This is a genomic window from Algoriphagus persicinus (assembly GCF_035156415.1).
GTDB lineage: Bacteria > Bacteroidota > Bacteroidia > Cytophagales > Cyclobacteriaceae > Algoriphagus > Algoriphagus persicinus.
Genome location: NZ_JAYEEY010000023.1, coordinates 53,535 through 71,716 on the forward strand (window position 1 = coordinate 53,535; position 18,182 = coordinate 71,716).

Consider the following 18,182-nt stretch of genomic DNA (forward strand, 5'->3'; position numbering starts at 1 on the left):
AATCTCATTTATGCTCTATGATACAAACACAAAAATCAGGCGATTGTTGCTTATTCTTCAGAAAATAATTCTCTGATTTCCAGCAAGATGGGCTCTACTTCCAGTTTTTTCAATTGTAAACTTTCTTCATCCTCTGGGTTGTGAAGGTAGTGATTCCAGTGCTTCTCGGCTTTCCGAAGGGTACGAGGCGTCATGTCAAATTCCACCTCATCCAAGTACATTTTTGCTAGGGTTTGAGCTTTGAAATTACCGAATAGAAATACCCTAAAAATATCTACAAAGCGCAGACTTAAATCAAAATCTTCTAAGATCTGAACAAACGCACCTTGGTGAGCTCGATTCTTCTTGTCACTAATCGCTTCAAAAGTCGCATCGAGGGATTCTTCATTGAAAGAAGATTTGGAAAGTGCTCTACAAGCTAGGTAGGAAATCTCCCAATTATCCCCTTTCACCAACTCTATGACTGTGTCTCTTCCGCTTTCATCCAGAATTTTCCCCAGTTTATCTGCAAAATAATACGCTTCCTTTTCGTTTGGATCGCTCATTCGCTTGATCAAGCTTTGGATTTCTTCGTCCATGATTTTTAGGTTTATTTGTGCAAAGATAATCGAAAAGCCTCCCCCATTATGATTTCTGGCAACCCTAAGTTAATTAGTCCCGAAAAGTACCAGCTAATTCTGGAGGTCAGCGAAAAGATGGGAGTAGAAGGTGCCTTTGATATGGCAAAGCAGCAGTGGGTAATCTCAGATGATGAATCCTGGCTTGCCCGAGTAAACCTTCCCTGGAATACCACCCCAACTGCTTCGGGAGTTCTGACCACGAAAGATGATTTCCATCTTGCCTTAGTGATGATCCGTGCAGGCATAGCTGTCACGGGATACTTTCACAATGGCGTAATGCTAGATCATAAAGTTTTTCGTGCCTATATGGTGAGGCAAAAACAGGGGAAAAGCCAGATCAAATACCTCAAAACTAAAGGAAAATCCCGTGCGGGATCACGGTTAAGATTGGGTGAAAGTGACCGCTTCTTTGAAGAAATCAATGAGAGATTGCAGCAATATAATGCTGATTATCCTATCTCTACCTGGGGTATCAGCTGTAGCAAAACCCTCTGGCCTTACTTTTTCGGTAGCGGAACTCCACCACCTTTTCCCAAAAAATCGGAAAACCTGCTCAGTATTCCTTTCCATGTGCAGCAGCCCGATTTTGAAACACTACAATCCATTCACGAAAAATTGAATGTGATTCATTTGACACTGTCTGAAAAGGGACAAGCATTTTTTGACCAACTAGACGGCTCACAATTACCTGGGGAAAATGAGGAGGAAAACTGGTGAGAATGCTAAAAAGAAATGTTCAATGTTCAAATTCAATGATCAAGCTTAAAAATCACTATTTCTAGGCGACTGTTTTAATGTCAGAAAATCATGTTATAAATTGGACAGTTCAATTAAGAAGTTAATCAATGGACCGGGTAACGATAATCAAGCCTTTCGCAGAACTCAGCATAGAAGAGCTTTATGCTATCCTTAGATTTCGCAATGAGGTCTTTGTGGTAGAGCAGAATTGCATTTATCAAGATGCTGACAATAAAGACCCGTTAGCTTTTCATGTGATCATCAAGGAGGATGATCTACTGGTAGCATACGCTAGAATATTGCCTGCTGGGATCTCATTTGCTGAAGTTTCGATTGGTCGTGTAGCGAGCGGCAAAAGTGCCAGAGGAACTGGTGCAGGGAGAAAACTGATGCAAGATTCCCTTTCGTTTATAGCTGGTGAGTTTGGTTCATGCAAAATTCGCATTGGCGCCCAATCTTACCTCCTTTCCTTTTATAGATCCCTAGGATTTGAAGTAGCTGGGGCGAATTACTTGGAAGACGGTATAGAGCATGTGGAAATGACAGCTGAGATTTGGAACTGAGTGGTACTCCTTATGAGCGAGGTTTAATACACGTGAAGGCATTGAAAATTGAAACCCAAAAGCCATCCATCTATTTAAAGAAGGTAGTAAAGCCAATACGCAACAAGAACGGAACCTCCTAGATACAGTATTGCTCCCGTAAAACCATATATGAAAGAACATATTGAAATCTCATAATAATGAAACCTATTTACAGCCTAATTTACTTTTCAATTTTTTTAGTACCCACTTCTTTTTCTTTTGCTCAAGAGCTAATCCTGTACAAAACAGTGGATACTACCCAACTTTATATGGAGGTGTATTATCCAGAGCAAATCAATCCTGCAGAAAAATCTCCTGCATTGGTTTTCTTTTTTGGAGGAGGTTGGGTTTCTGGAAGCAGAGCGCAATTTGAGCATCAGGCAAATTACTTTGCCAGAAGAGGATTGGTTTGTTATTTGGTTGATTATCGAACTCGAAATCACCATCAAACCAGTCCATTTGAGTCTCTGAAAGATGCTAAATCAGCCATGAGATATATAAGGAATAATGCAGATGAATTTAATATTGATCCAGATAAAATCATAGCAGCAGGTGGTTCTGCAGGCGCACATTTAGCTGCTTCCACAGGGTTGATTGATAAATTTAACGAAAGCACGGATGATTTGAACATCAGTTCCGCCCCCAATGCTTTAGTGCTTTTTAATCCTGTTATAGATAATGGTCCTGGGGGTTATGGATTCGAAAGAATTAGTGATCGATTCAAAGACTTTTCTCCACTACACAACATCAAAGCTGGAGCACCTCCTACCCTTTTTTTATTGGGTACCAAAGATGCACTTGTTCCTATCGTGACAGCTCAATACTTTCAGATGGTCATGGAAAAAGTGGGAAGTAGATGTGATTTGATACTTTACGAAGACCAAACCCACGGTTTTTTCAATTACTCCCAAATTGAAAATTATAAAAAGACTGTAGAAGCAACAGATGATTTCCTCCTATCCTTGGGATATTTGCAAAAAGAACCCGAAGTGAAGATTGAATAGGGTTTTATACCAAAATCTCATCCTTTATGAGGTGCATGTTGCAAGCAATGACACAAAAGTAAAATTGTATTATCCGACTAGGTAGCCAAACAAAAAAGCCGGAATTTCTTCCGGCTCTCTCATTAGTGAATATTATACTCAGGTACTTGTGTTCGTCACATCTCCAGGGTAGTTCGCATTCAGCATATTCATAGTTTCATGCGCTACTTTGATATTGTACTCGTAGGCCAAGCTTTTGTAATTTACCAAATCGACTATGGTACCAATAAAGCAAAGTCCAAGGGTCAAAATATATAGAATTCCCAAGCCTATTTGTCCCAGAATAAATCGATGTAGTCCAGCAAAACCAAAGAAACCCAGCAAGGTCAATATCAATATCATCTGAGCATCTTTTCTTCTGGCACGATAAACCTGTGCAAAAAGAGATGCCTGATCTTCATCCATGTTTTTCATCAAACCCTGGATATAACCCAGTTCCATTCCTTCCAGTTCGGGAAGATGTCTTAATACATTAGCCATAATTGTGTGTTGTTTTTAAGTTTTTAATAAGTTGCCAGATTCGAGAGCTAATTACCCCATACGCCAGCAAAGCCAGCGGATGCATGTCCCAGGAAGCTTGAAATTCCCCTCTTGCGAGAAGACTCATTGATCTTCCAAGGCCACAGCCCGGACACCATTCAAATCCCAGTTGACTCAATGGGCAGAGACTTAAATGACTCCCCCCATGAGGATCCAAGAGGAGAACTGCAGCTAAGCTTCCGATCCAAAAGATCAGCTCTACCGGCAGGTTTGATATCCATTGGTTTATTACCTTCATGTTCTGTTTGAATACGAAAAAGATGCCATACCCCAAACATAGCCTAAAACGGTGAATTTCGAAGGTATTGCTATTCTTCTGCCAAGTAATCGAACAACAATGTGTACGGAAATGAACAGAATATTTCTACTTTAACTAATAACCCAAGCTAAAAACACCAGTTCATTAAAAATTCTTTCCGTCCCAATTGAGTCCTTGTATTTCATCTTCATTTTGTATTTTGGCATTTCAATTTTAAGTAAAAAATGAAATACTGCCTCCCTACTTGCTACATTTTATTCTTAGCTGGTACTTTATCACTTCAGGCGCAAGCTCAAACAGACCTTTGGGTAATAAATACAAGTGGCAAGGCTGGTAATCTGAAATTGCATACCGAAACTGCCCATACCCTAACTGATCGCCCTGAATATGATAATCAGCCTAGTTTTATCAATGAGTACCAAGTGGTGTTCTCAGCAGCGGATGAATATGGCAATCACGATATCATTGTTTACAATTTCGAGTCAGATAAATTCACCAACCTATCAAAAACTTCAGATCGTAGTGAGTTTTCACCAAGTATTACTGACTGTGGGATGTACATCTCTGCGGTGGTGATGGAAGAGGATGAGAAGCAAAGAATCTGGCTTTATCCCACCAATTTTGAGCCTGCAGAACTACTTTACGATGATATAGAACCGGTGGGCTATTACGATTGGTATGACAATAAAGCCGCTATGTTTGTCCTCGGAGAGCCCAATAAGCTGATATATGCCAGAGGGAGGAATGATATAATTGAAATTGATTCCGCAATAGCCCGATCTGTAAAAAAACGTCCCAAGACATCTGAAATCACGTATTTATCTCAGCCTTCAGAACACAAAGCAGGGATTATTAAGAGCTATGATTTTGAAAATGGAAACAGAGAAGTATATCTTGAGGGGATTTCGGATTCGCAGGATTTTCTTTGGCTGGACAAAAAACATTTGATGATGGCTTCAGGAAATGAGGTTTTCATGCGAAAATACAATGACCCTGAATGGACATCTCTGGGTGAAATCACATCTAGTACTCATCAAAATATCACCCGAATGGCCTATAGCGAAGATCTAAATGTGCTAGTGGTCGTAATGAACAGAAAATAATAATACACTATGAATCCTGTTAAATCAACTCTACTTATGGCTGTGCTTCTGCTAGGAACACAGGCATTTTCTCAAGAAATAGAAGACAAAAAAGGCATCGTTGCCAAAAATGAAGAATTAGTAAAAGTCCAGGATGGCTTTTCCTTTACTGAAGGACCTGCGGTCAATCGCTTTGGAGATGTATTCTTTACCGATCAGCCAAACAATAGAATCCATAAATGGAATGCCTTGTCTAATGAAATCAGCGTGTTTAAAGAAGATGCTGGAAGATCCAATGGCATGTATTTCTTGCTAGATGGCACATTGGTAGCATGTGCGGACAATAAAAATGAACTTTGGGCTTTTGATACTGATGGCAATCATGAAGTATGGATCTCTGCTTTCAAAGGAAATAAATTAAATGGCCCAAATGATCTTTGGGTACGTCCGCGAGGTGGTATTTATTTTACCGACCCACTTTACGTTAGACCCTATTGGGAAGACCGAAGCAAGGAATCTGAGCAGGAAGGTCACGATGTTTACTTTTTATCCGCTGATAGGACAGAATTATTCAAGGTGGCTGACGACCTAGTGCAGCCAAATGGAATAGTGGGTTCTTCCGATAGCAAGTTCTTATTTGTATCCGATATTGGTGCCAAGAAAACCTATAAATACGAAATACGTGAAGATGGCTATTTGATAAATAAGGAACTTTTCTGTGAAATGGGCTCTGATGGAATGACTATCGATGAGCGGGGAAATGTCTATCTGACAGGAGATGGCGTAACAGTATTTGATCGCAAGGGAGAGCAGATTGCTCATATCCCTGTTCCGGCAAAGTGGACTGCAAATGTGGTCTTCGGTGCATTGGATAGAAAAACCTTGTTTATCACAGCCTCAGATGCAGTTTATACTTTACAAATGAAAGCCAGAGGGGTTTGGTAAATGGTGATCCTCGACCAAGGTTTTTACTTAACAAATCGGTATGTAATTGTAAATTAGATCTGGCTTCCGGAGAAGCAGGATAACTCGCAACCCTACAATCTCCGCAACAAATCACTAAGCCGTGTACTCAGTGTGATCCTCTGTATTCTTAGAGGTTAAGGTACTTTCAGAAAAAAATCTGGGAAAGGAAGCAATATAGAAGCTTCTTCTCCGGGATTTTTTTTGGCTAACTCTCCTCTTTTCTCTTCAAAAAGATCATGGATAAGCCTTGGAAAAAAGAATGTCTCAAACTCAACTATCCACTAATATTAAACACTTTGAAGGAATAGGTTCCTCAAAAAGAAGGGTTGGTAAAAAAATAAAAGGCTACCAGAAATTGCATTCTGATAGCCTTCCCTATAATACTTACGCAATTAATTACTTAGCAATTACTCCCATCAACATCACAGGTTTCAGCATCCCCTTCTGCAATTTCCAGACTCGGGTTTGTTTTTTCATATTCAGCCCATGCTTTTTCCAGTGTCTGATCAAAGACCTCATCAGCTTGAGCGCCAGAAATACCAAACTTTCTATCCAACACAAAGAAAGGGACACCCTTCACACCCAACTGGCGGGATTCGTAGATATCTTGCTCTACCTGGCTTTCGAATTTGTCTGTATCAAGTACCTCCTGTACCTCTGCTTCTGAAAGCCCAACTTTTTTCCCAATCTCGTTCAACACGGTTTCATCATCAATATTGAGCGCATCTGTGAAGTAAGCCTTTAGCAAGCTTTCTTTCATCTCATCGCCTTTACCAGCTGACTTAGCCAGATGCAGCAGTCGATGAGCCTTTCGTGTGTTTGCCACCACGGTTTTGTCCAGGTGATATTCCAAACCTTCCTGAGCAGCCATATTGGATACATTGTTCGTGATCTCTTTGGTTTGTTCCGAAGACCATCCTTTCACTTCGGCCAGGTATTCTTCTGAACTCTTGTCAGGCTGAGTGATCTGCTCTGGGTTTAGCTGAAAGCTTTTCCATTCGATCTGAATTTTGTCTTTTTGAGGGAATTTTTCAATCGCCTTCTCTATTTTTCTTTTGCCGATGTAGCAAAAAGGACATGCTATGTCCGACCAAATTTCTATTTTCATTTCAATTGTCTTTACTTAGGACAAAATAGAAAGTAAGCCGAAAGAGTTCAGCAAGCCGTGAAAACAAAAGAATGTCCCTCCTGCGCAATGGAGATAGATTCCAAAGCCAAAATTTGTCCAATCTGTAAATTCGAGTTCCCTCAGAGATCTCCATGGATCACCTGGATAGCAATAATCCTCTTAGTGGTATGGATATTCAGCTACATCCTGTGAAGTGACTTTCTCTCAAAGTGTGTTAACCGCCAAGTTCGCGGGGCACAGAAGGCACAGTTTGTATTAATTAATAAGTGAATAGCTTCTTAGAGGCTGACTATGGGCGGAAAATGATGAATGGATTATTTGCTGTGGGAAAATACTACATTAGCTTTACTTCGATAGTGGCATAAAGTAGATATACACTTTTTCATTTGATTATAATTGTTTTTCAATGGTCATAACCTGTCCCGTGAAGAAGGAACGGGATGGGATCTCGCAAGTCTTATAATCATCCGACTGTGTGACGCTTGTGTCATGCTCGATTTCGTATTAATTAATAAAGCACCAAATAATATTCCGTACCAGCGTATTCTGACAAGCTAGACGATCGATAATTGCGAATACCATAAAAATCATGTATTTCAAGTAATATTTTTAGTAAATCCCTTGCATTTTCCTTACTAAGGAATGAATTTTGCCACCCTAATTCGCATGACACAAGTAAATCACATAGCGCCAACTTTCATTTCTGCTACTTCCATAGCCCAGAAGGCTGTTGCTATTGCTTTTTTCACTCCGCTAAGGACGTGTAGATTTTTCTATAGGGTTTAACCCTTCGATTAATAGTGTATTCCTATGTGGAGTATTTGCCCGCCCTTTTACCCTTTGATTTATTTACCAATCATCCGATTACATCGGAATTAACACATGCAATCCCAAATGGATAACATTTCTTTCCAGATTATTGTAGCTAATGCTTCTCACAAGGTTTACTCCACTCAAATCACCGTGGAGATGGAAAATTCCGCGAAAGCACGTGGCACAGGTATAGCCAAGCGTAGCCCTGCTTATGTGGAGACCAAGATGGAAGAAGGAAAGGCTGTAATCGCACTAACCTCTGAGGGAAAATGGGCAGGTTTCTGCTACATTGAAGCTTGGGGACATGGTAAATACGTCGCAAACTCTGGTTTGATTGTATCTCCTGAATTCAGAAAATACGGTCTTGCCCGCCAAATTAAGAATGAAGTATTCAAACTCAGTCGTCTTAAATATCCAGATTCCAATATTTTTGGATTGACTACGGGAGCTGCAGTGATGAAAATCAACTCTGAACTTGGATACATTCCAGTCTCCTACTCCGATCTTACCGATGATAATGAGTTTTGGAAAGGCTGCCAAAGTTGCATCAATTACGAGATATTGATGAGCAAAAACAGGCAAAACTGTCTCTGCACAGCGATGCTTTATGATCCCAACTCAAAGAGAAATCACACCCAAGAGTTGGCTCTACGCGAGGATTTCAAAAAAGATCTCAAATTATTTGATCGCTGGGTGAGATTAAAGAAATACGTGATGCTTAAATTGAATAAGTCAAAGGACACCATCACAAGCATCTTTTTATAAAAAATCAATTCTTCCTTTTTGGAAGCAAAAACCATATTTCGATGAAATCGAGGATGACGAAAAACATCACACAGTGGGATGATTATTCTTCATGCGAGATTCCATCCCGTTTCCTTCGTCATGGGACAGGTTATGACCTTTGAAAGAAAAATATAAACACATGAAAAAAATAGTTTTAGCCTACAGTGGAGGCTTGGATACCACATTTTGTGCCTTGCATCTTTCCAAAGAACTAGGCTATGAAGTGCATGCAGTTCTGGTAAACACAGGAGGATTTTCTGAAGAAGAATTGAAAGATGTGGAAGAGAGAGCAAAAAAATTAGGCGTTGCTTCTTTTAAGATTCTTCACGTAATGGAAACCTATTACAATGAAGTGATCAAGTATCTCGTGTTTGGAAATGTGTTGAAGAATCAGACCTATCCTTTATCTGTATCCGCTGAGCGTATCCTTCAGGCCAAATCACTCGCCGAATATGCCAAGTCAATAGGTGCTAAGGCTGTAGCGCATGGTTCTACCGGTGCCGGAAATGACCAGGTCCGATTTGATATGATCTTCCAGACTATCATTCCGGATATCGAGATCATCACGCCTATCCGTGATTTGAAATTGAGTCGGGCTGAAGAGATCGAGTATTTGAAAAAACACGGCGTAGCTATGAACTTTGAAAAAGCTGCTTATTCTATCAACAAAGGAATTTGGGGCACTTCCGTGGGAGGAAAAGAAACGCTTACTTCCTCCGAATATCTTCCAGAAAATGCCTGGCCTACCCAGGTGACGGAAACCCAACCGAAGGAAGTCAAATTGACGTTTGTCGCTGGCGAGCTAAAAGGAATTGATCAAACAAGATATGATAATCCAGTAGATGCTATTCAGATTCTTCAAAGCATGGCGGCACCTTATGGAATCGGCCGTGATATTCACGTGGGAGATACGATCATTGGGATCAAAGGCCGCGTGGGATTCGAAGCAGCAGCACCTTTGATCATCATCAAGGGACATCAATTGCTGGAGAAGCACACGCTTACCAAGTGGCAACTCTTCTGGAAAAATCAGTTGGCTGAATTCTATGGTAACCACCTACACGAGGGACATTACCTGGATCCTGTGATGAGAAATCTGGAAGAATTCATGGGCAGCACTCAGACATTCGTTAGTGGTGAAGTTCGGGTTTTACTTCAACCTTATCGCTTTACTTTACTGGGAGTCAATTCCGAACATGATTTGATGTCCAACAAGTTTGGTAGCTACGGCGAAATGAACAAAGGATATACAGCTGAAGATGTGAAAGGCTTTACCCGGATATTGGGTAACCAGACGTCGATTTTCCATAAGGTAAACTCTGACAATGACTAAAATCAAAACAGCAATCATAGGCGCGGCAGGATATACTGGAGGCGAATTACTTCGTCTGCTGGTTCATCATCCTGCCTGCGAACTGATCTACGTACATAGCAATAGCCAGAAAGGCAAAAAGGTTTTTGAAGTTCATCCTGATCTGATCGGAGACTGCGATTTGATTTTCACAGATGAAGTGCAAACGACAGGAATTGATGCTGTTTTCCTAGGCTTGCCACATGGTCAGACTAAAGGTTTTCTGGAACAGCATGCTTTTTCTCCTCAGACAGTAATGATTGATTTGTCCACGGACTTCCGGGATGAATCAAATGGCTTTACCTATGGTCTTCCAGAAGTGAATGCAGTAAAAATCAAGACTGCCAAGAAAATTGCAAATCCTGGTTGTTTTGCTACTGGGATCCAATTGGCCTTGCTTCCTGCTATCGCAAAAGGCTGGGCAAAAGACACAATCCAAATCTCAGGAGTAACAGGAAGCACCGGTGCAGGAAAGAAACTTGGCGAAACTTCCCACTTTAGCTACAGATCTTCAAATACATCTGTCTATAAGCTATTTACACACCAGCACCTAAAAGAGATTAATCAGACTTTTAAGCAGATAAATGCAGATTTTTCATCCGAAATGCTCTTCGTTCCTTACCGTGGTAATTTTCCTAGAGGTATCTGGATTACAGCCTATTTCCCTTTCGAAGGGACTACAGAAGAAGCTGTAAAAGCTTACAAGGAATTCTATAAAGACGCAGCTTTTACGCATGTTTCTGATATTGACATCGATTTGAAACAAGCGGTAAATACGAATAAGTGTATCATTTATGTGCAAAAAGAAGCAGGCCAATTGGTGATTTATTCAGCCATTGACAATCTACTGAAGGGCGCATCCGGACAGGCTATTCAGAATTACAATTTGGCATTTGGGCTTGAGGAGAGGATGGGCTTGAATCTTAAAAGTATAGCATTCTGAGATATAAGAAGCTAGACATTTACAGACTTTAGACGCTAGACACAAGATTTAAGACTAAATGATGGTCACTTCAATATTTAGTGTTCATCATTCAGCATTCATTATTCTCCAACCTTGAAATTGATTTGCGAGGTTCATAAGAACTCCGTAAATCAAAAATCGTAATTCGTAATTCGTTATGAAATTATTTGATGTATATCCCCTGATCCAAGTGACCATTGTAAAAGCTGAAGGCGCGAAACTCTGCGACAAGCATGGCCAAGAATATTTAGACTTATACGGCGGTCACGCTATGATTTCTATCGGCAATACGCATCCACACTACGAAAACGAATCAAGGATCAGTTAGATCAGATTGCATTCTACTCTAATTCAGTTCAAATTCCCATACAAAAAGAACACGATAAGACTGTTGCCACCTTTAAATATCGAGTGGAATCAATTAAATTCGTTTTTAAACGCACAAAAAAGAAATCTTAAGTCAATCTCCTTCCCTCTGAACTAATGGCCACAGACAAATCGCCACTTATTCATTTTACAAAATTTGAAAATCTCGATCTTGGCAATCATTTGATCGAAAGTGCAATCTCTTACAAGTCAAATCCACTCCTCGATAGTACAAAAGGTCAAGGGAAAAGAATTGGATGCATTTTCTTGAATCCATCGCTGAGAACAAGAGTCTCTACTCAGCTGGCAGCCATGAACCTGGGAATGGAGCCTATCCTTCTGAATATGGACAAGGAAGGCTGGGCTCTTGAGATGCAAGATGGAGCTATCATGAACCGTGGAACTGTAGAGCATATCAAAGATGCTGCGGCGGTATTGGGTTCGTACTTCGACTTGCTGGCAATTCGAGCTTTTCCTTCTTTGACAAATAAGGAGGAAGACAGCAGTGATTTTGTGTTTTCTCAGTTTGTCAAATACTCTGGAATACCCGTAATAAGCCTAGAATCAGCCACAAGGCACCCGCTTCAAAGTTTAGCAGATCAGGTAACGATCAGAGAAAACTGGTCTGGGCAGGAGAAGCCAAAGGTAGTATTGACTTGGGGTCCACATATTAAGGCTATTCCGCATGCGGTGGCTAATTCCTTTGCTGAATGGACACTTGGCATGGATCATGATCTAACAATTACTCATCCTGCAGGTTACGAATTGGATGAAGAATTCACCAAGGGAGCTACTCTTGAGTATAATCAAAGTAAAGCACTTGAAAATGCTGATTTTGTGTATGTTAAAAACTGGTCATCATTTAATGATTATGGGAAAATAATCTCCACAGATGCCTCTTGGATGCTGACAGAAAATCATCTGGAACATGCTAAAAATGCACGGGTAATGCATTGCTTACCCGTACGTAGAAATTTAGAATTATCTGACGAAATATTGGACGGAAAGCGCTCGTTAGTCCAAGCGCAAGCAAAAAATAGAATTTACGCTGCTCAAGCAGTCATCAGTCACCTGCTCGAACAGTTCTAAAAGTAAACTTGATTTATGAAAATCAGCATCATCAAAATCGGCGGCAATGTCATCGATTTTCCTGAAAAATTAGATGAGTTTCTAGCACTTTTCGCCAAATTCCCTGGACATAAAATACTTGTTCATGGCGGGGGTGTCATGGCTTCCCGGTTTGGGGAGTCTTTGGGCGTAATGCCTGAAATGGTGGACGGAAGAAGAATCACTGACCAAGAGACACTGGATGTGGTAACCATGGTGTACGCCGGTCTGATCAATAAAAACATAGTAGCTAAACTACAAGCGCTTAAAGTTAATGCAATAGGCATGTGTGGTGCAGATGGGAATATTATCAGATCTATCAAGCGTCCTGTCAAAGGGATTGACTATGGATTTGTAGGTGATATACAAGAAGTTAATACTAAGCTGATTGATCATTTACTTTCAGGTGATTTGCTTCCTGTGGTGAATGCTATCACCCACGATGCCAAAGGGCAACTGCTAAACACGAATGCAGATAGCATTGCCTCTTCCCTAGCCACCAGTCTAGCCAAAGAACATCAGGTTAATTTATATTTCTGCTTCAATAAAAGCGGGGTTTTAATAGATGAGAAGAATGAAAACTCTATCATACCGCTGATCAATGAGGATATTTATGCAGAACTTCGTAAGGAAAGTGTAATTCACTCAGGAATGATTCCAAAATTGGACAATGCGTTCGAAGCATTGGAAAAAGGTGTAAACCACGTTTGGATTGGAAAAGCAGAAAACCTCTATTTGGCAGCAAAAGGTAAACTTTCGGGTACAACCATAGAGAGAAGTCGCTATGACCTCTACTAACGCAATAATTTGATGCTAACTATGGATTTATATGATGATGCGGTTCAGCTTCTTACTCAATTAATAGAAATCCCATCCTATTCTAAGGAAGAAAACTATACTGCTGACATAATAGAAGAATTTTTCACTGCAAGAGAAGTAGAAGTCCACAAATCAGGAAATAACATCTGGGCATTCGCTGCTGCTTTTAATAAAAATAAGCCAACAATCTGGCTGAATTCCCATCATGACACGGTGAAACCAAACGCCGGATATACCAAAGATCCTTTCCTCGCAATCACGGAAGACGGGAAACTATACGGACTAGGAAGCAATGATGCCGGAGGACCGCTAGTAAGTCTAATTGTAGCCTTTACCCATTTTTATGGTCAGGACCTTCCTTTTAACCTGATCTTAATTGCCTCGGCAGAGGAGGAAATTTCAGGTAAAAATGGTATTTCATCCCTTATTGGTCAGCTTCCTGCATGTGATTTGGCTATCGTGGGAGAACCTACATTGATGAATCTGGCCGTTGCCGAAAAAGGTCTGATGGTAATCGATGCAAAAACCCAAGGAAAAGCTGGACATGCAGCTCGTGAGGAAGGTATAAATGCTATCTACTTGGCATTAGACGACCTACAGAAAGTACGAGATTTTGAATTCAAAAAAGTCTCTCAATTCCTAGGCAAAACGAAAGTATCTGCCACCGTAATCCACTCAGGCCAGCAGCATAATGTAGTTCCGGATCTTTGTGAATTTGTACTGGATGTACGCGTGACAGATGTCTATTCCTTAGAGGAAGCATTGGAAGAATTACAAGGTACGCTTAGCGCAGAGCTTACACCTCGCTCCATGAGACTACAGCCTTCCCATGTTCCGGATGGCCATTTGATCCTGAAAGTAGGTCAGCAGCTAGGATTGAAAACCTACGGAAGTCCCTCCCTATCGGATCAGGCTTTGATCCCCTACCCATCTATAAAAATCGGCCCTGGCGACTCAGCTAGGTCACATTCTGCAGATGAATTTATTTATTTGACCGAAATTCAGCAAGGAATAGAGGGCTACATCAAGATCCTGGTAACCTACGCTGATATGCTTACACAAAAAAATTAGAAATGAAACTTTGGCAAAAAGAAACTGGTAGCAAAAAGGAAGTTGAATCATTCACCATCGGTAGAGATCCCGCGTTTGATATCTTATTAGCTCCTTTTGATGTTTTAGGCTCAATGGCACATGCACAGATGCTTTCGACTATCGGATTATTGACTCCGGAGGAAAATGAAATCTTACAGCTTGGTCTGAAAGATATCTATTCTGAAATCCAGGAAGGAAAATTTGAAATTGCTCCTGGAGTTGAAGATGTGCACTCCCAGGTTGAGTTTTTACTTACCGAGCGTTTTGGTGATGTCGGTAAAAAGCTTCACAGCGGTAGAAGTCGAAATGATCAAGTTTTGGTCGATTTAAAACTTTATTATCGGGCTGCTATCCGTGAATTGGTAGAAGAAAGCTCAGCACTATTCGACCTATTAATAGAGTTGGCTGAGAAACATAAAGGTGATTTGATGCCAGGTTATACACATACGCAGCTTGCAATGCCCTCTTCCTTTGGGCTTTGGTTTAGTTCAATTGCCGAAGGCATATCAGAAGATATGGGAATGCTAAAGGCAGCGTTTGACTTGGCCAATAAAAACCCGCTGGGTTCTGCCGCCGGATATGGCTCGAGTTTTCCATTAAATCGCACGATGACCACTGAATTACTTGGTTTTGCTGATCTTCATCACAATGTGCTGAATGCCCAAAACAGTCGCGGAAAAACTGAACGCAATTTGTCCTTTGCAATGGCTGGAATGGCTGGCACGCTCAATAGATTGGCTGCCGATGTGTGTATTTTCATGAATCAGCATTTTGCGTTTATCAGTTTTCCGGATGATTTGACCACCGGAAGCAGCATTATGCCACATAAAAAGAATCCTGATGTTTTTGAATTAATCAGAGCTAAAACCAATCAAATCCAAGCTGTCCCAACGGCTGTCTCGATGATACTGACCAACACTACTACAGGGTATCACAGAGATTTGCAATTGCTGAAAGAGGAGATTTTTCCGGCATTAGAAAGCCTGAAATCTTGTCTGAGTATGAGTGCTTTTATGCTGAAATCTATCAAGGTCAAAGAAAATATTCTGATAGACCCTTTTTACAAGCATCTATTTTCAGTTGAGGTCGTAAATGACTTGGTTTTGAAAGGAGCGCCATTTAGAGACGCATACAAGCAAGTCGGCCTAGACATTGAATCAGACAATTTTGCGCCAGACCAAGGCAGCCTTAAGCATACCCACGAAGGGAGTATAGGAAATCTGAATCTTAAGGAAATAAGAGAAAAAATGCTGAAATCTATTCAACAATTTAATTTTATAGACGTAGAGCATTCCTTAGAAGAGCTTTTAAAATAAGGTTAACAGCAGGATTTATGTGATTAATTAGAAAGACTCCACACAATAATATATTTTTGTACGAAAAGGAGAATAAAATTCTCATTTCCTTTAAAACCCAGCACAAGAATGAATACCCTTTTTGGAAGTAATCTCAAATATGATTTAAAATCAAGTCTCGTTGTTTTCCTGGTGGCTTTACCACTTTGTTTGGGGATTGCCATAGCAAGTGGCGCACCTCCAATGTCAGGTTTGATAGCGGGAATAGTGGGCGGAATGGTGATAGGATCCCTATCGGGATCAAATGTAAGTGTAAGTGGCCCTGCAGCGGGATTGACAGTGATTGTACTTGATTCAATCAACAGCATGGGGACTTTTCCTCTATTTCTTGGTACACTTGTCATAGCGGGGTTGATACAGCTAGCCTTGGGTCTTGCTAAAGCCGGAGTGATTGGCTATTACTTTCCTCATTCTGTAATCAAGGGAATGCTCACTGCCATTGGCTTGATCCTTATACTCAAGCAAATCCCACATGCCCTCGGCTATGATGTGGATTTGATGGGAGATCAAGCATTCCTACAGACTGATGATCACAATACCTTTTCTGAGATTTGGTATGCCTTCAAATATAGTAGCGTAGGAGCCATACCGATCGTATTATTCGCGTTGGGGATCCTGATCCTTTTTGAAAGGCCTAGAATCAAAAATCATAAAATCTTCGGCGTTGTTCCCGGTGCTTTATGGGCAGTTATTTCAGGGATAGTTATCAATTATTTTTATGGCATTTGGAAGCCAGAATGGAAGCTAAGCGGGGATCATCTGGTGAGCATTCCTGTCTTGGATAATTTTGGGCAATTAGGTGAATTGCTGACCTTTCCAGACTTTTCTATGATTGGCGAAAGTACTTTTTGGATTGTAGCTGCTACCATAGCCATCATCGGAAGTCTCGAGACACTGCTGAGTATTGACGCTGCAGACAAGCTCGACCCCATGAAAAGAACTACACCTCCAAGCAAGGAATTATTTGCTCAGGGCGTGGGAAATACCGTTTCCGGATTAATAGGTGGCCTACCGATCACAGCCGTGATTGTAAGAAGTTCTGCAAATATTGCCTCTGGAGCAAAGACAAAATTATCTGCTATTCTCCATGGAATTTTGTTGATGATATTAGTTTTATCTATACCCAATATTCTAAATATGATTCCCCTAAGCTGCTTAGCAGCTGTTTTATTTGTTGTGGGGTACAAGCTAGCCAAGCCCGCTATTTTCGTGAATATCTACAGGAATGGCTGGGACCAATTTATTCCTTTCGTAGTAACTGTAGTAGCTATTCTGTTTACAGATCTTTTGGTAGGAATAGGAATAGGGATGGTTTTTGGGTTGTACTTTGTGATGAAGACCAATTTCATAGGTGCGGTAACGCTTACTGAAATGAATGGAAATTATTTATTGAAGCTTCAAAAAGACGTATCATTTCTGAATAAAGCATTACTGATGAAGCAATTGGGAAGGATTCCGTCAGACTCCAAGGTAATTATCAATGCACAAAAAGCACAGTTTATAGATCATGACATCCAAGAAGTTTTAAATGATTTCATTTCAACTAGTTCAGATAAAAATATAACTATTACCATAAAAGGATTTAATTATAAAATTCACGAAAAAACATGAGCCCTTACGAGAAATTATTGATTCAGAATAAATCCTGGTCAGCCGATCAAAAGCAGACCGATGAGAAGTTTTTTGAAAGATTAGCCAAGCAACAAAGTCCAAAATTTCTTTGGATAGGATGTTCTGACAGCAGAGTTCCTGCGAATCAAATCACCGGCACAGATCCGGGCGAAATATTTGTGCACCGAAACATCGCAAATATGGTGGTGCATACCGATCTGAACCTCTTGAGTGTATTAGAATATGCAGTGGCAGTGCTTAAAGTAGAACATATCATCGTCTGTGGTCATTATGGCTGCGGAGGTATAGAGGCCGCATTGACTAATAAAAGCTTTGGAATCATTAACAAATGGCTGCTCAATATCAAAGAAGTATACAAACTCTACCAAAAGGAGATCGATGCCAAAGAACAGCATGATGACAAAGTGAATGCCCTAGTAGAATTCAATGTAATGGAGCAATGCCAAGACCTAATCAAGACATCCATCATCCAGAAAGCCTGGAGAGATAGATCAGCTCCAAAAATCCATGGCTGGGTCTATGGCTTGAACGATGGGTTGGTCAAAGAATTAGTAAACATTGAGCCTGATTTTGAGAAGATCAATCCTATTTTCAGATTTGAACTGGAAGAATTAGATAAATAAATCGAAATTTTTTAGTCAGCGAGTGAGAATATATTTTGATTTTCCACTCGTTGACACTTTATTTGCAGCATCCTTTCACTTTTATGTGCTCGGATTTATAAAGAAGAGGCGAGAGACAGGCTCATAGACCCTCTGGCAACCTGGAAAGTCCAAGGTGCCAATTCCTGCCAAAAGAGCTATTCTCTTTTGGAACTATAAGTTCAAATTATGATGCACTCAGGTCACACTTCTCCAATCTCTATTTCAACCGTATCTTTGGTAAAGCATCTTGCTTTATCCCTGTGTTGAGTCTATTTCAGCCTATTCTGGATAA

At 40.5% G+C, this 18,182-nt stretch carries 18 protein-coding genes, 1 pseudogene and 1 riboswitch; of the genes and pseudogenes, 15 read left to right on the forward strand and 4 right to left on the reverse strand.

The window, feature by feature from the left end:
- Positions 1-50 precede the first annotated feature (50 nt).
- Positions 51-578: a HEAT repeat domain-containing protein gene (locus U3A58_RS16760; RefSeq protein ID WP_323825349.1), complete on the reverse strand. Its 528-nt coding sequence runs from the start codon at positions 576-578 to the stop codon at positions 51-53.
- Between the two features lie 48 nt (positions 579-626).
- Between U3A58_RS16760 and U3A58_RS16765 the strand changes: the two genes are divergently transcribed.
- From U3A58_RS16765 to U3A58_RS16775, 3 genes are all read left to right on the forward strand, one after another.
- The gene (locus tag U3A58_RS16765) at positions 627-1,337 is read left to right on the forward strand and encodes a hypothetical protein (protein ID WP_323825351.1); all 711 of its coding nucleotides are present in this window, start codon (positions 627-629) and stop codon (positions 1,335-1,337) included.
- Between the two features lie 128 nt (positions 1,338-1,465).
- Positions 1,466-1,921 (forward strand): GNAT family N-acetyltransferase, encoded by a 456-nt coding sequence (locus U3A58_RS16770; protein WP_323825352.1) that lies wholly within the window; start codon positions 1,466-1,468, stop codon positions 1,919-1,921.
- Positions 1,922-2,100: 179 nt separating this feature from the next.
- Positions 2,101-2,946 carry an alpha/beta hydrolase gene (locus U3A58_RS16775; protein WP_323825354.1) on the forward strand — a complete coding sequence of 282 codons (846 nt, stop codon included), beginning with the start codon at positions 2,101-2,103 and terminating at the stop codon, positions 2,944-2,946.
- Positions 2,947-3,084: 138 nt separating this feature from the next.
- On the opposite strand, the gene U3A58_RS16780 is transcribed toward U3A58_RS16775, so the two are convergent.
- Positions 3,085-3,465: a TM2 domain-containing protein gene (locus U3A58_RS16780; RefSeq protein WP_323825356.1), complete on the reverse strand. Its 381-nt coding sequence runs from the start codon at positions 3,463-3,465 to the stop codon at positions 3,085-3,087.
- Positions 3,458-3,763 carry a DUF2752 domain-containing protein gene (locus tag U3A58_RS16785; protein ID WP_323825358.1) on the reverse strand — a complete coding sequence of 102 codons (306 nt, stop codon included), beginning with the start codon at positions 3,761-3,763 and terminating at the stop codon, positions 3,458-3,460. The genes U3A58_RS16780 and U3A58_RS16785 overlap by 8 nt, the downstream gene beginning before the upstream one ends.
- A 245-nt stretch (positions 3,764-4,008) precedes the next feature.
- Between U3A58_RS16785 and U3A58_RS16790 the strand changes: the two genes are divergently transcribed.
- On the forward strand, positions 4,009-4,887 hold the full coding sequence (locus tag U3A58_RS16790; RefSeq protein WP_323825360.1) for a TolB-like translocation protein: 879 nt from the start codon (positions 4,009-4,011) through the stop codon (positions 4,885-4,887).
- A 36-nt stretch (positions 4,888-4,923) separates the two neighbouring features.
- Entirely contained in the window at positions 4,924-5,811 is an 888-nt protein-coding gene (locus tag U3A58_RS16795; RefSeq protein WP_323825362.1) for an SMP-30/gluconolactonase/LRE family protein, read from the forward strand.
- Positions 5,812-6,232: 421 nt separating this feature from the next.
- Here U3A58_RS16795 and U3A58_RS16800 read toward each other — a convergent pair whose 3' ends face one another.
- Positions 6,233-6,940, reverse strand: a complete 708-nt coding sequence (locus U3A58_RS16800; RefSeq protein WP_323825364.1) for a DsbA family oxidoreductase — start codon at positions 6,938-6,940, stop codon at positions 6,233-6,235.
- A gap of 915 nt (positions 6,941-7,855) precedes the next feature.
- On the opposite strand from U3A58_RS16800, the gene U3A58_RS16805 reads away from it, so the two are divergent.
- The 10 genes and pseudogenes from U3A58_RS16805 (at position 7,856) to U3A58_RS16850 (ending at position 17,869) form a co-directional block, all read left to right on the forward strand.
- A complete protein-coding gene (locus U3A58_RS16805; protein WP_323825408.1) occupies positions 7,856-8,539 on the forward strand; it encodes a GNAT family N-acetyltransferase in 684 nt (227 codons plus the stop codon).
- Positions 8,540-8,699: 160 nt separating this feature from the next.
- Positions 8,700-9,893 (forward strand): argininosuccinate synthase, encoded by a 1,194-nt coding sequence (locus U3A58_RS16810; RefSeq protein WP_323825366.1) that lies wholly within the window; start codon positions 8,700-8,702, stop codon positions 9,891-9,893.
- Positions 9,886-10,854: an N-acetyl-gamma-glutamyl-phosphate reductase gene (argC, locus tag U3A58_RS16815; protein WP_323825368.1), complete on the forward strand. Its 969-nt coding sequence runs from the start codon at positions 9,886-9,888 to the stop codon at positions 10,852-10,854. Before U3A58_RS16810 ends, argC begins: the two co-directional genes overlap by 8 nt.
- Positions 10,855-11,032: 178 nt before the next feature.
- Positions 11,033-11,253 (forward strand): annotated as a pseudogene (locus U3A58_RS16820) (aminotransferase class III-fold pyridoxal phosphate-dependent enzyme); the annotation flags it as partial.
- Positions 11,254-11,358: 105 nt separating this feature from the next.
- A complete protein-coding gene (locus U3A58_RS16825) occupies positions 11,359-12,330 on the forward strand; it encodes a Rossmann-fold NAD(P)-binding domain-containing protein (protein WP_323825370.1) in 972 nt (323 codons plus the stop codon).
- Positions 12,331-12,345: 15 nt separating this feature from the next.
- Positions 12,346-13,146 (forward strand): acetylglutamate kinase, encoded by an 801-nt coding sequence (argB, locus tag U3A58_RS16830; protein WP_323825372.1) that lies wholly within the window; start codon positions 12,346-12,348, stop codon positions 13,144-13,146.
- A gap of 12 nt (positions 13,147-13,158) precedes the next feature.
- Positions 13,159-14,238: a M20 family metallo-hydrolase gene (locus tag U3A58_RS16835; protein ID WP_323825410.1), complete on the forward strand. Its 1,080-nt coding sequence runs from the start codon at positions 13,159-13,161 to the stop codon at positions 14,236-14,238.
- A gap of 2 nt (positions 14,239-14,240) precedes the next feature.
- The gene (argH, locus tag U3A58_RS16840) at positions 14,241-15,575 is read left to right on the forward strand and encodes an argininosuccinate lyase (RefSeq protein WP_323825374.1); all 1,335 of its coding nucleotides are present in this window, start codon (positions 14,241-14,243) and stop codon (positions 15,573-15,575) included.
- Positions 15,576-15,683: 108 nt separating this feature from the next.
- The gene (locus tag U3A58_RS16845) at positions 15,684-17,225 is read left to right on the forward strand and encodes a SulP family inorganic anion transporter (RefSeq protein ID WP_323825376.1); all 1,542 of its coding nucleotides are present in this window, start codon (positions 15,684-15,686) and stop codon (positions 17,223-17,225) included.
- Positions 17,222-17,869: a carbonic anhydrase gene (locus tag U3A58_RS16850; protein ID WP_323825378.1), complete on the forward strand. Its 648-nt coding sequence runs from the start codon at positions 17,222-17,224 to the stop codon at positions 17,867-17,869. Before U3A58_RS16845 ends, U3A58_RS16850 begins: the two co-directional genes overlap by 4 nt.
- A gap of 92 nt (positions 17,870-17,961) precedes the next feature.
- A riboswitch (SAM riboswitch) is annotated at positions 17,962-18,070 on the forward strand.
- Positions 18,071-18,182 lie beyond the last annotated feature (112 nt).

Coding starts and splice junctions, on each gene's coding strand:
- U3A58_RS16810 (WP_323825366.1), top strand. CDS start 8,700: ATGAAAAAAATAGTTTTAGCCTACAGTGGAGGCTTGGATACCACATTT.
- argB (WP_323825372.1), top strand. CDS start 12,346: ATGAAAATCAGCATCATCAAAATCGGCGGCAATGTCATCGATTTTCCT.
- argC (WP_323825368.1), top strand. CDS start 9,886: ATGACTAAAATCAAAACAGCAATCATAGGCGCGGCAGGATATACTGGA.
- U3A58_RS16835 (WP_323825410.1), top strand. CDS start 13,159: ATGCTAACTATGGATTTATATGATGATGCGGTTCAGCTTCTTACTCAA.
- U3A58_RS16790 (WP_323825360.1), top strand. CDS start 4,009: ATGAAATACTGCCTCCCTACTTGCTACATTTTATTCTTAGCTGGTACT.
- U3A58_RS16780 (WP_323825356.1), bottom strand. CDS start 3,465: ATGGCTAATGTATTAAGACATCTTCCCGAACTGGAAGGAATGGAACTG.
- U3A58_RS16850 (WP_323825378.1), top strand. CDS start 17,222: ATGAGCCCTTACGAGAAATTATTGATTCAGAATAAATCCTGGTCAGCC.
- U3A58_RS16775 (WP_323825354.1), top strand. CDS start 2,101: ATGAAACCTATTTACAGCCTAATTTACTTTTCAATTTTTTTAGTACCC.
- U3A58_RS16825 (WP_323825370.1), top strand. CDS start 11,359: ATGGCCACAGACAAATCGCCACTTATTCATTTTACAAAATTTGAAAAT.
- argH (WP_323825374.1), top strand. CDS start 14,241: ATGAAACTTTGGCAAAAAGAAACTGGTAGCAAAAAGGAAGTTGAATCA.
- U3A58_RS16795 (WP_323825362.1), top strand. CDS start 4,924: ATGGCTGTGCTTCTGCTAGGAACACAGGCATTTTCTCAAGAAATAGAA.
- U3A58_RS16765 (WP_323825351.1), top strand. CDS start 627: ATGATTTCTGGCAACCCTAAGTTAATTAGTCCCGAAAAGTACCAGCTA.
- U3A58_RS16800 (WP_323825364.1), bottom strand. CDS start 6,940: ATGAAAATAGAAATTTGGTCGGACATAGCATGTCCTTTTTGCTACATC.
- U3A58_RS16785 (WP_323825358.1), bottom strand. CDS start 3,763: ATGAAGGTAATAAACCAATGGATATCAAACCTGCCGGTAGAGCTGATC.
- U3A58_RS16760 (WP_323825349.1), bottom strand. CDS start 578: ATGGACGAAGAAATCCAAAGCTTGATCAAGCGAATGAGCGATCCAAAC.
- U3A58_RS16770 (WP_323825352.1), top strand. CDS start 1,466: ATGGACCGGGTAACGATAATCAAGCCTTTCGCAGAACTCAGCATAGAA.
- U3A58_RS16845 (WP_323825376.1), top strand. CDS start 15,684: ATGAATACCCTTTTTGGAAGTAATCTCAAATATGATTTAAAATCAAGT.
- U3A58_RS16805 (WP_323825408.1), top strand. CDS start 7,856: ATGGATAACATTTCTTTCCAGATTATTGTAGCTAATGCTTCTCACAAG.